At 62.4% G+C, this 14,535-nt stretch carries 15 protein-coding genes; 2 read left to right on the forward strand and 13 right to left on the reverse strand.

The features are described from left to right. The first annotated feature begins 361 nt into the window (after positions 1–361). Positions 362–610 (forward strand): sporulation transcriptional regulator SpoIIID, encoded by a 249-nt coding sequence (gene spoIIID, locus H8S62_RS16945; RefSeq protein WP_155151039.1) that lies wholly within the window; start codon positions 362–364, stop codon positions 608–610. Positions 611–677: 67 nt separating this feature from the next. Here the strand turns inward: spoIIID and aroE are convergent, their stop codons facing one another. From aroE to proS, 12 genes are all read right to left on the reverse strand, one after another. Continuing rightward, positions 678–1,529 carry a shikimate dehydrogenase gene (aroE, locus tag H8S62_RS16950; RefSeq protein ID WP_186920354.1) on the reverse strand — a complete coding sequence of 284 codons (852 nt, stop codon included), beginning with the start codon at positions 1,527–1,529 and terminating at the stop codon, positions 678–680. 49 nt (positions 1,530–1,578) lie between these two features. Then, entirely contained in the window at positions 1,579–2,016 is a 438-nt protein-coding gene (gene aroQ / locus H8S62_RS16955) for a type II 3-dehydroquinate dehydratase (RefSeq protein ID WP_155151033.1), read from the reverse strand. After that, on the reverse strand, positions 2,013–2,513 hold the full coding sequence (locus H8S62_RS16960; protein ID WP_186920355.1) for a shikimate kinase: 501 nt from the start codon (positions 2,511–2,513) through the stop codon (positions 2,013–2,015). Before H8S62_RS16960 ends, aroQ begins: the two co-directional genes overlap by 4 nt. Before the next feature lie 3 nt (positions 2,514–2,516). Continuing rightward, entirely contained in the window at positions 2,517–3,674 is a 1,158-nt protein-coding gene (locus H8S62_RS16965; protein WP_155151027.1) for a bifunctional chorismate mutase/prephenate dehydratase, read from the reverse strand. A gap of 221 nt (positions 3,675–3,895) precedes the next feature. Then, entirely contained in the window at positions 3,896–4,873 is a 978-nt protein-coding gene (locus H8S62_RS16970; protein ID WP_186920356.1) for a chorismate synthase, read from the reverse strand. A 75-nt stretch (positions 4,874–4,948) separates the two neighbouring features. Further along, entirely contained in the window at positions 4,949–6,187 is a 1,239-nt protein-coding gene (locus H8S62_RS16975) for a 3-phosphoshikimate 1-carboxyvinyltransferase (protein WP_186920357.1), read from the reverse strand. A 77-nt stretch (positions 6,188–6,264) separates the two neighbouring features. Continuing rightward, positions 6,265–7,341, reverse strand: coding sequence for a 3-dehydroquinate synthase (aroB, locus tag H8S62_RS16980; protein ID WP_186920358.1), 1,077 nt, complete (start codon positions 7,339–7,341; stop codon positions 6,265–6,267). Then, complete coding sequence (locus H8S62_RS16985) at positions 7,338–7,910, reverse strand: GNAT family N-acetyltransferase (protein ID WP_186920359.1); 573 nt, start codon at positions 7,908–7,910, stop codon at positions 7,338–7,340. The genes aroB and H8S62_RS16985 overlap by 4 nt, the downstream gene beginning before the upstream one ends. A gap of 258 nt (positions 7,911–8,168) precedes the next feature. Then, complete coding sequence (gene aroF, locus H8S62_RS16990) at positions 8,169–9,188, reverse strand: 3-deoxy-7-phosphoheptulonate synthase (protein WP_186920360.1); 1,020 nt, start codon at positions 9,186–9,188, stop codon at positions 8,169–8,171. Positions 9,189–9,458: 270 nt separating this feature from the next. Beyond that, positions 9,459–10,919, reverse strand: a complete 1,461-nt coding sequence (locus H8S62_RS16995) for a B12-binding domain-containing radical SAM protein (RefSeq protein ID WP_186920361.1) — start codon at positions 10,917–10,919, stop codon at positions 9,459–9,461. 140 nt (positions 10,920–11,059) lie between these two features. Next, the gene (locus tag H8S62_RS17000; RefSeq protein WP_155151006.1) at positions 11,060–11,371 is read right to left on the reverse strand and encodes a hypothetical protein; all 312 of its coding nucleotides are present in this window, start codon (positions 11,369–11,371) and stop codon (positions 11,060–11,062) included. A gap of 56 nt (positions 11,372–11,427) precedes the next feature. Beyond that, the gene (gene proS, locus H8S62_RS17005) at positions 11,428–12,867 is read right to left on the reverse strand and encodes a proline--tRNA ligase (RefSeq protein ID WP_155151003.1); all 1,440 of its coding nucleotides are present in this window, start codon (positions 12,865–12,867) and stop codon (positions 11,428–11,430) included. A 135-nt stretch (positions 12,868–13,002) separates the two neighbouring features. On the opposite strand from proS, the gene H8S62_RS17010 reads away from it, so the two are divergent. Next, complete coding sequence (locus tag H8S62_RS17010; protein ID WP_186920362.1) at positions 13,003–13,500, forward strand: hypothetical protein; 498 nt, start codon at positions 13,003–13,005, stop codon at positions 13,498–13,500. A 111-nt stretch (positions 13,501–13,611) separates the two neighbouring features. Here the strand turns inward: H8S62_RS17010 and H8S62_RS17015 are convergent, their stop codons facing one another. Continuing rightward, a complete protein-coding gene (locus H8S62_RS17015; RefSeq protein ID WP_186920363.1) occupies positions 13,612–14,502 on the reverse strand; it encodes an AraC family transcriptional regulator in 891 nt (296 codons plus the stop codon). Positions 14,503–14,535 lie beyond the last annotated feature (33 nt).

Below are 14,535 nucleotides of genomic sequence, written 5' to 3' on the forward strand. Positions count from 1 at the left end.
CCTCCATCGCTCCTATTTTTGTATAGCTTCGTTTGCTCATAACAATACCCCCTGATGTAGTTCTATTATCCTACATCAGGGGGCATTTTGTCATTGTCCGTTTTTACTGGGGCTGTTCATCAGGACTGCCCAGGCGCTTTCCTTTATGCGGTTTTTTGTGTCGGGCTGTCGTCCGGGGATTTTCCGCGGCCCCGCAAGGGCCCATGGGGATGAAGATGCGCCGGGCAGCAGGTTTCCCGCCGCACCTTGGGACACCCCCCTGATGGGTGCGGTCCTGACGCGCCGCCGCTTTTTTACATATCTCCAAGACTCACCGCATATACATCCGACAGTGGAAATCAATTGCGGGGAGTGTTGTCTTTTGAAAGGGAACATCGAGGAGCGCGCCTGCCAGCTGGCGCTTTACATCATAGAGAACAAGGCGACGGTGCGCGCTGCCGCCCAGAAATTCGGCATCTCCAAGTCCACCGTCCACAAGGACCTCAGCGAACGTCTGCCCGCGTTCAACAAGCCCCTCTATGAGCAGGTCAAAGGGGTCCTGGACGAGAATAAGGCGGAACGGCATATCCGCGGCGGTATCGCTACGCGGAAGAAGTATAAAGGCGATTGAACACACATAAGCAGCAAAAACACTCTGCACGCCGCCTGTGAGCGGCGTGCAGAGTGTTTTTTACGGCCTACAGCGCCGTCCTGACCAGCGCGGCCATGGCGGCGGCATCGACGGCGGTATCCGTAAAGTGCTCCAGGGCAAATACCGCCTGGTAAATCAGCATCCCCAGACCGTTCATAGTGGGGTGGCCGCCCAGGCGGGCGCGGCGGAGCAGCTCGGTCTCGGCAGGGGCGTAGATGAGATCGCAGACCGGGACGGAGGGGGGCAGGGCGTCCAGGAAGGAGAGATCCTCAAACTGGCCTGTGATGCCTGTCATGCCCAGAGAGGTGCAGTTGATGAGAAGGTCGCTCTCCGCCGCCCGACGGGCGAGGGCGCCGGCGTCGAAGGCGTCGGGTGACATCTTGTCCGGGGCGAGCGCGCACAGCTGCCGGGCACGGCCCGGGGTGCGGTTGCACACGGTGACGCGGGCGGCTCCCTGTTGGACCAGCTTCAGGGCCACGGCCTTGGCCGCGCCGCCCGCTCCCAGGAGGGTGACGCGCCTGCCGGGAATCTCTGCGTCCAGGTCGGCCAGCGCGCGGTAAAAGCCCCGGCCGTCGGTGTTGAATCCGTAATATTTACCGTTCTTGATACAGATGGTATTCACAGCACCGTAGAGCCTGGCGTCCTCGTCCAGCACATCCATCAGGGGGAGGAGATCCTCCTTATGGGGCATGGTGGCGTTGAAGCCCGCATAGCCGGAAAAGCGGGCGCACTCCAGCCAATGGGCGGCCTGGCCGCGGGGGACGCTCTGGCACAGGTATATATAATTCAGGCCCAGGGCGCGGAGCATGGTGTTTTGAATCAGGGGGGATTTGGAGTGGAGCACCGGGTCCCCGATGACGCAGAGCTTTCGGGTGGCATTGGTCAGTTCAACCTGCATGGCGGACACCTCGTTTTATCGGTCGGGGGACGGGCGCGGTGTAGAAACCTCAGGACAGGGACGGTGCGGAGAGAAAATACCCCATGGCCGCCTCGTAGCCGTAGAGCCCCAGACCGCAGATTTGGCCCACACAGGCGGGGGCGGTGACGCTCTTATGGCGGAATTCCTCCCGCTGGTGGACATTGGAGATATGGACCTCCACGCAGGGGACGGACACGGCCTTGAGTGCGTCCAGAATGGCGTAGCTGTAGTGGGTAAAGGCCCCTGGATTCATCACGATGGCGTCGTAGGTGCCCTCGGCGGCGTGGATGGCGTCGATGACGGCGCCCTCGTGGTTGGACTGGAAGCACTCGGCGGTACTCCCGTGGGCGGCGGCAAAGCTGCGCAGGCGGTCGCAGAGGGCCTCGTAGGTATTCTCACCGTAAACCCCCGGCTCCCGCTTGCCCAGCAGGTTCAGGTTGGGGCCGTTGATGATCAGAAATTTCATATCGCGCACTCCTCTAAGTAGATTGTAGCGATCCGGTCGGCCGCCTCTTCGGCGGTTTTGGTGCCGGAGATAGTATACCGGGCGTATTTACGGTAGAGGTCAATCCGCTGGGTATAGAGCTGGAGAATGCGCTCACGGTCGCCGCCCACCAGGGGACGGCCCGAGTGGTCCTCGCCCATGATGTCCTCCACCGCCCGGTCCCGGAAAAAGACCAAACCGGTGCCGGAGAGCGCCCGCATATTTTCGCTGCGGAGGACAACGCCCCCGCCGGTGGCGATCACCGTGTCTTCCAGGGCGGAGGCGGCGCGTACGGCGGCGGTCTCCCGGTCCCGGAAGGCGGCCTCCCCCTCTGCGGCGAAGAGCTCCGGTATGCTGCGATTGGCGGCGGCCTCCACCAGAGCGTCAGTATCCACCAGGGGCATCCCGAGCCGCTGGGAGAGGAGGCGGCCCACGGTGGATTTACCGCTTCCCGGCATTCCAATCAGTACGATATTCATTTATCAGCCCTCGTAAGCCTTATAGTTGCCCAAAATCCGCATGCCGGAGGCGAGCTGGCTCAGCTCGTGGAGCACGCCGTCCATGCCGGGGGCGGAGAGGTCGCCGGAAAAGTCCAGGAAAAAAAGGTATTCCCAGTTGCGCCCGGGGATGGGCCGGGACTCCAGCTTCATCAGGTTCAGGCCCTGGACGGTGAAGAGAGTCAGAATCTCGTGTAGGGAGCCGCTCTGGTGGGGCAGGGTGAAGAGTGCGCTGATCTTGTCGCGCCCCTCCCTCCGCTCCATTACCGGGGAGACCACCACAAAGCGGGTGGTGTTCTCTGCGTTGTGGTTCACCTTCTCCGCCAGAATCTCAAGCCCGTAGAGCCGGGCGGCCCGCTTGGAGCAGATGGCGGCGGCGGTGCGGTCCCCGGAGGCGGCCACCTGCTTGGCGGAGCCGGCGGTGTCCAGGGTGGGGACCCTCGTCCAGCTCCGGCGGCTGTCCAGGAAGCGGTCACACTGCTGGAGACCCTGCTCATGGGAGTAGACGGTCTGAATCCCGTCCATCGTCACGCCGGGGAGGGCGGCCAGGCAGTGCTCCACCTTCACCTGCCACTCCCCCACGATGGCGTAGGCGTACTGGGCCAGCAGGTCGTAGACCTGACGGATGGAGCCGGTGGAGGTGTTCTCCACCGGGAGAACGGCATAGTCCGCCTCGCCGTTCTGGAGGGCGAGGAATACGTCGCCAAACCAGGCCGCGCCCAGGGAATTCACCTGGGGGCCGAAGAATCCGGCGGCGGCCTCCTCGCTGTAGCAGCCGGGCTCGCCCTGGTAGACCACCCGGGGGCTTGCCACCGGCTCCCGGGCGCGGGAGAGGGCGTCCAGATAGGCGGCGTAGCCGGGGTCCTCGGCCCCCTCATGGACCAGCCTGCGCTGCTGGCGACGGGAGATGGCCATAATGGTCTGGAAGAGGGTGGCCACGTCGGCCTTCAGCAGGGGGTCGTCGGTCATGGCGGCCTTTTTGGCTAAAACCTCGCGCTCCCGCTGGGCGTCCAGCACGGGGATTTGACGCGCCAGCTTGTACTCGCCCACCTTACCCGTGATGTCCATGCGGCGGCGGAAGAGCTCCACCAGTTGGGCGTCCACCTCATCTATCTGGCAGCGGTAGTCTTCTAGTTCGGACATGGAAAGCAACTCCTTTTGTGTTGACCTGGAGAGAAGCGGCGGCGGCAGCCTCTGCGCCATCCCATTTTCTCAGAGGCCCAGCAGCTCGCAGGTGGCAAGTGCGGCGGCGGCTTCGATGACGGGGACCCCTCATGATGATATCTGCTCGGGCCAAATGAATTGTCCCGGCATCAAGGTTTTGCCGGAGGCAAAACGCTCGTGTTCGAGGGCCGTCACGAACCCTAGAGGCCCAGCAGCTCGCAGGTGGCAAGGGCGGCGGCGGCTTCGATAACGGGGACGGCGCGGTGGACGATGCAGGGGTCGTGCCGGCCCTCGATGGTCAGCTTGGCGTTTTCCAGCGTGGCGAGGTTCACCGTGTCCTGCTCCCGGGCGATGGAGGGGGTGGGGCGGATGGCGACCTCGAACTCCACGCTCATTCCGTTGGTGATGCCGCCGTTCACGCCGCCGGAATGGTTGGTGCGGGTACGCACCTCGCCCCCCTCCCAGCAGAAGGGGTCGTTGGCCTCGCTGCCCCGCATGGCGGCGAAGCCGAACCCCGCGCCGAAGCCCACCGCCTTCACGGCGGGGACGGCGAAGAGGTGCTGGGAGAAAATACCCTCCACATTGCGGCCGTAGTCGGGGGCCCCCAGGCCGGCGGGGAGGCCCTCCACCGTGCAGCGGATGCAGCCCCCCACACTGTCCTGGTCCGCCTTGGCACCCAGGACGGCCTCCTCAAGCTGCTCCGGCGTGGGGTCGGGGATGCCCGCCACGTTGGAAATGCGGGCGGAGACGGTCACGTCCATCTCCCGCAGAATCAGCTTGGCGACCGCCCCGGCAAAGACCAGGGGGGCGGTGAGGCGGCCGGAGAAGTGCCCGCCGCCCCGGTAGTCGCCGCAGCCCTCGGAGTGGATATAGCCGGCGTAGTCTGCGTGGCCGGGCCGGGGGAGGTCCTTCAGCTTGGAGTAGTCCTTCGAGCGGGTGTCGGTGTTCTCAATCACCGCGCAGAGGGGCGCGCCGGTGGTCTTCCCCTCAAACACGCCGGAGAGAATCCGGGGCTCGTCGGCCTCCCTCCGGGCGGTGGAGAGGGCGTTCCTGCCCGGAGCGCGGCGGGCGAGCTCGCTGCGGATGAAGTCCATGTCCAGTTCCACCCCGGCGGGGACATTCTCCAGCACCACACCGATGGCGCTTCCGTGGGACTCGCCGAAAATGATATGTTTCATACGGGTCACTTCCTTTATGGTGGGGCATAGGGGACGGCGAGACCTGCCCCCTTGACCTGCAGGCATTTTCGCCGTTTACTCCGTCCGGGTGAACACCCCGCCCAGGCGGGCATAGTCGGACCAGAAGTCCGGGTAGGACTTGGCGACGGCTCCGGCGTCGCGGATGGTAACGCTGCCCGAGGTCCGGGTGGCGGCCATGGCCAGCATCATGGCGATGCGGTGGTCGTTGTGGCTGTCGGTGTCGCCGCCGGTGAGGGCGGCGATGCCCCGGATGGACAAAAAATCGGGGCCCTCCTCAATGTCCGCGCCCAGCCTGCGCAGCTCGGAGGTCACGGTGGCGAGGCGGTCGCTCTCCTTGATACGCAGGCGGGCGGCGCCCACCAGCCGGGTGCTCTCTCCCGCCCGCAGGGCGGCGTGGAGGGCCAGGGGGGGCACCAGATCGGGACACTGGGACACGTCCAGCTCCACGGGGCCTCCGCCGCAGAGTCTGGCATAGTAAGGACAGATAATCTTATCGCCCTGGACGGAGCCGGCATTCATTCCCAGGATTTTCACGCTATTTCCAAGGCCGTTTGCGGCGTAGTAAAACCCGGCCTGGGACCAATCGGCCTCCACGGCGCGGTCAATGGGGGAGTAGGCCTGGGGGGAGACGTGGAAGCAGCCGCTCTCCCCGTGCGGCTCGGTCACCACCACGCCAGCACCCATGAGGGCGTCCATCGTCATGGCGATGTAGTCCCAGCTCTCCAGAGCGGTGGTGGGGTAGATGCGGGAGGGGCCGTCCAGGAGTGGGAGGGCGCAGAGCAGTCCGGTGAAGAACTGGCTGGAGACATTGCCGGGCAGGGCGTAGTCGCCGGGAGTCAGCTCGCCCCGGACCGTGAGGACGCCGTCGCGCTGTTCATAGAAGATGCCCTTCTCATCGAAGAGATCAAAATAGGGCTGCTGAGGCCGCTCCATCAGCCGCCCCCGGCCGGTGAATACGCCGCCCCCCGCCACCGCCAGGGCGATGGGAATGAGAAAACGCAGCGTGGAGCCGGATTCGCCGCAGTCAAAGCGGGGAAGGCGGCTGTCTGATTTGGATTTGCGAGCACCAATACCGGTGACTTGAATGGTATCCCCGTCCGTTTGTTCCCAGCGGGCCCCGAGCTGCTCCATACAGAAGAGGGTTGCGCGGATGTCCTGTGAAAAATTCAGATTGGAGATCCGGCTCACCCCCGCGCCCAGGCAGGCCGTGATGATGAGCCGGTGGGCCTGGGATTTGGAGGGGGGAGGCGTTATTGGGCCGCTGAGCTTTTTCGGAGTAATCGTAATGTCCATGTGACCTCCAGACGGGCCGCCGCTCTCGGCGGCCCTTACAGGATTGCGCGGTGGAATGAGAGCGCCCCCTGTGGGTTTCAGTCCGCCGGTTCGGACAGAAGCCCCAGAACACGGGATTTTTCCACCCTGAGAGGGATGGCGCGGCCGGGCTCGTTCAAAAGGATGAGTGAGATCATGTCGCCGTCGCCCTTCTTGTCCAAGCCGATGGCGGCGGAGTAGTCCTCCGGCGTGCAGGGGATCTCAATGGGCAGGCCGAAGCAGGCGAGGAGGGTGCCGATGCGCTCCGGGAGGCCCGGGGGCGTAATGCCCAGTTTTACGCCCAGCTCCCCGGCCTTCACCATGCCTGCCGCTACCGCCTGGCCGTGGGTCCAGAGCTCGTAATTTCCGGCCAGCTCATAGGCATGGCCCAGAGTATGGCCGAAGTTCAGAAGCATCCGCAAGCCGGTATCGCGCTCGTCCTCCACGACAACCGAGCGTTTAATGTCGCAGCAGGTATACAAAACGTGTTCAATATCCGGCGTGATCTCATGCCGGGAGGGGCGCTGCTCCAGCCAGGAGAGGAAGGACACGTCCCGGATGCAGCCGTACTTGATAACCTCGGCCATGCCGTCGGCAAACGCCGCGTCGTCCAGCGTGCCAAGGACGGCGGGGTCCATCAGTACCAGCCGGGGCTGCCAGAAGGCCCCGGCCAGGTTCTTGCCCGCCTTCAAATCCACCGCCACCTTGCCGCCCACGGAGGAGTCCACCTGGGCCAGAAGGGTGGTCGGGATCTGGATGAAGGGAACGCCACGGAGAATGGTGGCGGCGGCGAAGCCCGCCAGGTCCCCTACCACGCCGCCGCCCAGGGCCACCACGCCGTCAGTGCGGGTCAGTTGCATATCCATAAAGGCGTCGTACAGGGATTCCAGCATCCGTACGGACTTGGACTTCTCACCGGCGGGGATGGAGATGGGCCGGGCGTCGAAGCCGGCGGCAGTCAATGAGGCACACAGCCGCTCCCCGTAGAGGGGACCTACGGTGGAGTCGGTAACCACGGCCAGCCGGGCGGCGCCGGGGAGGACGGCCCGGCACAGCTCACCGGCGCGGTTTAGGAGCCCGCGCTCGATCAGGATGTCATACTCCCGGCCGGGGAGGTCGACGGTCAGGGTTTTCATAGGGTGGCCCCCTTTTTCTCAAAGTAATCTTCCCGCAGTATGGCGTACCAGACGGCGTCGCAGACGCCCTGGTTGTTCCAGTCCGAGCGGCGGAGGATGCCCTCGCGGGTGAGGCCGCAATTCTCCATCACCTTGCCGGAGCCGGGGTTACGGGGGTCGTGGCGGGAGTCGATCCGGCCTGCGCCCACCTGCTCGAAAAAGAAACGGATGACCGCGGCCAGCGCCTCGGAGGTGATGCCCTGGTTCCACCAGGGGCGGCCGATGCAGTAGCCGATGTGGACGCTCTCCGCGCTGTCGTCCCGGCGCACCACGCTGATGGCGCCTATCGGCGCACCCAGAGATTTGAGGACGATGGCCCAATTGTAAAAGGTGGGATCGCCGTACTCGGCCAGCATGGACTCAATATAGCTTAAGGAGACCGCCTCGTCCGCGTGGGCGGGCCAGGTGAGGAATTTCGTCACCTCACTGTCGCAGGCCCAGTTGCGGAACATGGCGGGGGCGTCGCTGCGGATAAAACGTCGGAGGAGAAGTCGGTCGGTCTCAAGCGTGATGGTGCCCAGATGGTTCATTGGCAAGTCCTTTCCAGTATTAAGAGGCGGGTAGCTTGCGCGAGACGCCCGACCTGTTTTTTCGGCCCCATGCCGTCTTAGCTCCCTATGCGCCTACGCTCGCGCTTCCTTGTCACGTTCGCGTTGGGCGCATCATACGGTGCGGCTTCCCGCCGACTCCGGGGAAAGCCGGACAACGCCTCGCGGGTACGGCCTTTTCCGGCTTTCCCCGTCGCTCCGGTCCATCCGCACCTATGCGCCTACGCTCGCGCTTCCTTTTTATTTTATCAATTTCTTACCCATCAGGTCAACCAGCACGCCCATCTTCCGCATAAGAATGTCAAACTGAGCGGGCGTGAGGGACTGCTGGCCGTCGCACTTGGCGCGGGGGGGATCGTTGTGGACCTCAATGATGAGGCCGTCGGCCCCGGCGGCGATGGCCGCCATGGCCAGAGGCTCCACCATCCAAGCCATGCCCGCCGCGTGGGAGGGGTCCACAATGATGGGCAGGTGGCTCATCTTTTTCACCGCCGGAATGGCGGAGAGATCCAGGGTGTTGCGGGTATAGGTCTCGAAGGTGCGGATACCCCGCTCGCAGAGGATGACGTTCTCGTTGCCCTCGCTCATGATGTACTCGGCGGACATGATCCACTCCTCGTAGCTGTTGGAGAGGCCCCGCTTCAGGAGGATGGGCTTGGACATCCTGCCCACCTCCTTCAGAAGGTCGAAGTTCTGCATATTCCGGGCGCCGATCTGGACCACGTCCACCTTCTCTTCAAAAAGCTCCACATACCGGGGGGCCATAATTTCGGAGACGATGGGCAGGCCCGTGGCCTTTTTGGCCTCCAGCAGCAGGTCGAGGCCGGGGGTGCCCATGCCCTGGAAGGAGTAGGGTGAGGTGCGGGGCTTGAACGCGCCGCCCCGGAGCATGGCCGCGCCGGAGGCCTTCACGGCCTCGGCGATGCCCACCACCTGCTCCTCGCTCTCCACGGAGCAGGGACCGGCGATGACCGAGAAGTTGCCGCCGCCGATGACGGCCTCGCCCGCGCGGACGATGGTGTCCTCGGGGTGGAACTTGCGGTTGGCCTTCTTATAGGGCTCCTGGACCCGCATGACCCGCTCCACATGGGGCTCCATACTGATTTTGTCGATGTCCAGGCTGATGGTGTCCCCCACCAGGCCCAGAATGGTGCAGCCCACGCCGTTGGTGACCCCCACCTGGAGGCCCTGCTCCTCAAAGCGCTTGGCCAGCGAGTCGATGTCCTCTTTCCGCGTGCCGGGCTTCATAATGACGACCATAAAATAACATCCTTTCTTCATTCGCAGCAAAATAAAAAGGGAGCACATTGATGAAATCAATGTGCTCCCCGCAAAGAATACGAAGATACAGAGAACCCCATGTATGCAGGGCTCCTATGATTCCATCCCTCTATTTTACCAACACAAAATAGCCGGCGCTCGTAAATCGAGCCCAGCTGGCGGTAAAAGAGAAGGATGAAGTTGTGAGGGCGGTAGCGCTCATACGGGGACCTCACATTCCTAAATTGCGGCTTTGTTTAATACGCGTTATTATACGCTTGACCGGGGCAAATTGCAAGGTGTTTTTTCGGGAGGGTCGGGCAAAGCGTGGGCACGGAGGTAGGCAAGATCCCGCTTCAGCTCCCGGCGGACGCTCATCTGCCAAAAATATTCGCCCAGGAACAGGGTGCGCTCAATCCCCCGCTTGTGGAGGAGCGCATCCATCAGCCGCGGCAGGGAGTAAATGGATCTGCTGGCGAGGATAATCTCCTTCTGGAGGTCGCAGGCTGAGATGTGCTCGGGGTTGTGGACCACCTTGCCGGTACAGCGGGCCCAGTTCTCATCAATGAGGCTCCCCTTGTGGGTCTCATACACGGGTGTGCCGGGGATGAAATACATGGACTGAATGAGCACGCCGCAGATATCATGACGGATGACGAAATCGGCCAGGCGCCTGCCCACACCCCGTGTGTGGCTGTCCGCGCCCACGATGAAGAGGCCCCGGACCCGCAGACCGTGACGCCTGATATTCTCGGCCGCCGACAAGATCTCCCGGTAGGTGCTCTTTTTATGGTAGGCTTCAAACGCCTCGTCCTCCAAAAACTCAATGCCAACGGCCAGCTCGGAAAAACCGGCCTGCCGCAGCAGGACCAGCATCTCGTCGTCAAAGCCCACCTCGTAACGGGCCTGGATGGTAAAGTTGTACTGGATGTTCTCAGAGATGATGAGACGGAGCACCCGGACGGCCCAGGCGCGGTCGGCGAAAAAATTGTCGTCGGTAATCCACAGCATCCTGGCGATGCGGCGGTGCCTGCCGTCAAAAAATGCAATGGCCGCTTTGATATCCTGCACCACCGCCTCCGGCGAGCGGGTGCGGACGCTCCGTCCGAAGGCGGCCACCAGCGCGCAGTAGTCGCAGTTGTGGGGACAGCCGCGGGAGGCGTGGACCTGGGGCCAGATGGTGTTGTGGCCCGCCATTTTCCGAAAGCGGTAGAGCAGGTCCCTGTCCGGGACGGTGTCGATGTCCTGGGGCGCGGGGGCCCTGCCTGTGGTAAAAAAACGATTCCCCTTATAGCGGGCAACGCCGGGAAAGTCGAGAGGGCGCCCCTCCCGGACCGCCTTAATGAGGGCGGGGACGGTCTCGTCCCCCTCTCCCAGAAGCACACAGTCGCAGTGGCGGGCGGCCTCCTCGGGGTTCAGGGTGGCGTGGAGGCCGCCGATGACCACCAGGGCCCTGCCGCTGCGCCGAATCCGCTCCGCCAGCTCATAGCCGCGCTGGGCGTTGAAGGTGAAGACGCCCAGGAAGACGATGTCGGCGTCCAGCACGTCGCCCCAGACGATTTTGGAGATGGACTCGCTGTACATCAGCGTATCCTCCACCATCCGCTTGGCGATGGTGGAGAGGGTCAGCAGACCCTGGGAGGGGGTGCGGATATGCCTGTCGTAGACGAAGAGGTTCAGCGGAGAACGCCGGTACGGCGTGTTCGCCGGTTCAATCAAGCGGATTTTCACGCGTTCACCCTCCTTTGACCGGATACGGAATGCTTTAGGATCCAGTGTAGCACCGGAGAGGTAGATTGTCAAAAAAGGAACTGATATTCACAAAAATGTCCCGGTCGGTGGATAACTTCCACCGACCGGGACATATGGCCCTATTCAATGACGAACCAGTCGTCGAAATACGTGCCGTCCCCCAGCCAGGCCTGGCGGAACCAGCCGATTACCCGCTCATGAAAAATCATATCTCCGGTAATCGAATACTTGGGGTCTTCGACATAGTCCAGAGGGAGCTCATAGGATAATTTGAGGTATTTCAGGCTTACGTCGGGGCAGTCCGCACCAAAAACCTCGTAGAAATCTTCAGGCTCCTCCTGGCGGTACGCGTCCAAAAATTTCGGCAGATCGGCACGAAAGCGGTCGATCAGCCCACGGGACTGGAACCAGCTGTACAGTGCGCCGTCCATCTGTGCCCTCTCCTTAAAAAGTTCCGGGACAGAAGCCTGCCCCGGAACCAGATGACTCAATATGCCACGCCCCAATAGACCATATGCCTGGCGGGCTTTCCGCAGATGGCGCAGGTGTCGCCCAGGTGCTCCTGTTCCAGGGGAATGCACCGGGAGGAGACGCCGGCCTCCTCCTTCATCTTCAGCTCGCACTCCAGATCGCCGCACCACATGGTCTTGGCAAAGCCGCCCTGTGCGGCCACTTTGGTCTTGACCTCCTCCAGGGAGGCGCAGGCATAGGTGTTCTCCTCCAGGTTTTTAAGGGCCTTGGTGTAGAGACCGTTATGAATCTCATCCAGCATTCTGGAGACGGTGTCCTCAATGCCATCCAGGGAGACGAAGGCCTTCTCGCCGCTGTCCCGGCGCACCAGGACGCACTGGTTCTTCTCAATGTCCTTGGGGCCCAGCTCCAGGCGCAGGGGCACGCCCTTCATCTCGTACTCGGCAAACTTCCAGCCGGGGGACTGGTCGGAGTCGTCCATCTTCACCCGCAGGCCGGCGGCGGACAGACGGTCCATGACGGCCCGGTTGGCCTCAATTACGCCCTCCTTGTGCTGGGCCACGGGGATGACCACCACCTGGATGGGGGCCACGCGGGGGGGCAGAACCAGGCCGTTGTTGTCGCCGTGGACCATGATGATGCCGGCAATCATACGGGTGGAGACGCCCCATGAGGTCTGGAAGGGGTGGTGGAGCTGGTTGTCCCTGCCGGTAAAGGTGATGTCGAAGGCCTTGGCGAAGCCGTCGCCGAAATAATGGCTGGTGCCGCCCTGGAGGGCCTTGCGGTCGTGCATCATGCACTCCACGGTGTAGGTGGCCTCGGCCCCGGAGAATTTCTCCTTATCAGTCTTGCGGCCCTTCACCACGGGGATGGCCAGCACGTCCTTAAAGAAATCGGCGTAGATGTTGAACATCCGCTCGGTCTCGGCCTGGGCCTCCTCGGCGGTGGCGTGCATGGTGTGGCCCTCCTGCCACAGAAACTCCCTGTGGCGGAGGAAGGGGCGGGAGGTCTTCTCCCAGCGCAGGACGCTGGTCCACTGGTTGTAGAGCTTGGGCAGGTCCCGGTGGGAGTGGATGATATTGGCATAGTGCTCACAGAACAGGGTCTCCGAGGTGGGACGGATGCAGTAGCGCTCCTCCAGCTTGTCCACGCCGCCGTAGGTGACCCAGGCGCACTCGGGGGCGAAGCCCTCCACGTGGTCCTTCTCCTTCTGGAGCAGGCTCTCGGGAATGAGCATGGGCAGGTAGACGTTCTCATGCCCGGTCTTCTTGAACTCCCCGTCCAGAATGCGCTGAATGTTCTCCCAGATGGCATAGCCGTAGGGGCGGTAGATGAACATACCCTTGATGCTGGAGTAGTCGATAAGCTCCGCCTTCTTGCACACGTCGGTGTACCACTTGGCGAAGTCCACCTCCATGTCGGTGATCTGCTCCACCTGCTTCTTGTCCTGTGCCATATCCTTATTTCAATCCTTTACAAGATGTATTTGAGTATCGCAACTTATTTTATGCAGGAAAGCCCGAAAAGTCAAGGGTTGCGGGGTGCATAAGACGGGGAAAACTCCACAAACTGTCTCTCGAGGTGTTGCGTTTTGACGAGAGTTGGCATTTGGGGGCGTGACCGCGACGTCTTCGAGGCGGTGCGCAATGCGCTGGGGGACCGGGGGCCGCGGGTGAAGCTGCTGCCGGGCGCGCATCCGGCGGACTTCGCGGAGGGCAAGCTGGACCTGCTGTGCGTCACGCCGGAGGCCACCGGCTGGGCGGGGCTGAGCGCTGTGGACTGCCGGGTGCTCCTCCTGCCGGGGACGGCGGGCCCCCTGGCCCGGGGGCTGCGCTGCGTCAGCGCGGTGAGCTACGGCACATCACCCAGGGACACCCTTACCTTCTCCAGCCTGGAGGGGGACCAGATCTGCCTGGCGCTCCAGCGGGAGATCGTGGATGTGGACGGCGGCGTGGTGGAGCAGCAGGAGTTCGTTCTGCCCTTTCCGCCCGGGCTGCCGCCCGCCGGCTATCTGGCTGCGGCGGGGGTCCTGCTCCTGCTGGGCGTGGAGCCGGGGAGGCTGACGGACGGGACAAAGGAAGCGAAATGATAGACGGTGACAGGCCCCTGGCGGCTTATCCTGCGCGGCAACAGGAGGTGGAAAGCACTCAGTGCTTTCCACCTCCTGTTGCCGCTGCGCATTCGCTCTGCACCGGCGCCGTCATGCTTTTTTGACCGGAACCCAGAGCTCACAGAACAGACCGTCAGCTTCCTTTTCAAAGTAAATTTCAAAGTCGGTACCGTCTGTCTGCGTGTAGCCTGTCTGCGGGGCAAATTCCTTAAAAAATCTGCTCCAGGTCTCGCCGATACAGTCGCCGCCGCTTCCAAAGCACTGGAACACGGCGTAATCCGCGGGCTTCGTCTCCCAAATGGTACACCCGCCGCCCAAAATCTCATCCAGATGTGAGACGTCGGTTTCCCCGTCGATAATAACGCCGATTCCATAGTTAAAGTGGGTTTCATTTTCTTTGGCGGGGCTGCACAGCCCGTACAGATCACGCCTGCCCCCGGGGCGCAGGGATGTAATGCGCTCAATCAAATTTTTTGCCCGGCACTCCGTCCAAAAATCCGGAATACTGTGGTTGTCGTCGTCGTTAATGATTTCATTTGGAAACGCTCTGACCCATGCGATAAACCGCTGGCTTTCCCTGCGCTCGATTTTGTAGTTCATAACACTGCCGCCTTCCATTGTAATTTTGATGACAAGGGGGCTGAACAGATGGAGCTGCGCGCCTTTACGCTTCGCCTGCCTCGGAGTGACTCCGTGAAAACGCGAGAATGCCTTTGAAAAGCTCTCGGGCGTATCGTAGCCGTACTGATAAGCGGCGTCTATCACCGAAATATCAGTCGTCTGAAGCGCCTGCCCCGCCAACGAAAGCCGCCTGCTTCTGAGGTATTCGCTGGCGGTCATGCCCGCCGTAAAGCTGAATATCCGGTGAAAATGATAGCTTGACATGCACACGCTTTTTGCAACGGCCTCATAGCTAATGTCTTCAAGAAGATGCTGCTCCATATAGCAGATTGCCTGCTGTATAAGCTGTATTGACTCCATTGCCGACCCTCCCCACAACCTAATATAATGGAT

The sequence above is a fragment of the Lawsonibacter faecis genome, assembly GCF_014287675.1.
Classification (GTDB): domain Bacteria; phylum Bacillota; class Clostridia; order Oscillospirales; family Oscillospiraceae; genus Pseudoflavonifractor; species Pseudoflavonifractor faecis.

Coding starts and splice junctions, on each gene's coding strand:
- aroE (WP_186920354.1), bottom strand. CDS start 1,529: ATGCAGGTTGAACTGACCAATGCCACCCGAAAGCTCTGCGTCATCGGG.
- aroQ (WP_155151033.1), bottom strand. CDS start 2,016: ATGAAATTTCTGATCATCAACGGCCCCAACCTGAACCTGCTGGGCAAG.
- H8S62_RS16960 (WP_186920355.1), bottom strand. CDS start 2,513: ATGAATATCGTACTGATTGGAATGCCGGGAAGCGGTAAATCCACCGTG.
- H8S62_RS16965 (WP_155151027.1), bottom strand. CDS start 3,674: ATGTCCGAACTAGAAGACTACCGCTGCCAGATAGATGAGGTGGACGCC.
- H8S62_RS16970 (WP_186920356.1), bottom strand. CDS start 4,873: ATGAAACATATCATTTTCGGCGAGTCCCACGGAAGCGCCATCGGTGTG.
- H8S62_RS16975 (WP_186920357.1), bottom strand. CDS start 6,187: ATGGACATTACGATTACTCCGAAAAAGCTCAGCGGCCCAATAACGCCT.
- aroB (WP_186920358.1), bottom strand. CDS start 7,341: ATGAAAACCCTGACCGTCGACCTCCCCGGCCGGGAGTATGACATCCTG.
- H8S62_RS16985 (WP_186920359.1), bottom strand. CDS start 7,910: ATGAACCATCTGGGCACCATCACGCTTGAGACCGACCGACTTCTCCTC.
- aroF (WP_186920360.1), bottom strand. CDS start 9,188: ATGGTCGTCATTATGAAGCCCGGCACGCGGAAAGAGGACATCGACTCG.
- H8S62_RS17000 (WP_155151006.1), bottom strand. CDS start 11,371: ATGGACGGCGCACTGTACAGCTGGTTCCAGTCCCGTGGGCTGATCGAC.
- proS (WP_155151003.1), bottom strand. CDS start 12,867: ATGGCACAGGACAAGAAGCAGGTGGAGCAGATCACCGACATGGAGGTG.
- H8S62_RS17015 (WP_186920363.1), bottom strand. CDS start 14,502: ATGGAGTCAATACAGCTTATACAGCAGGCAATCTGCTATATGGAGCAG.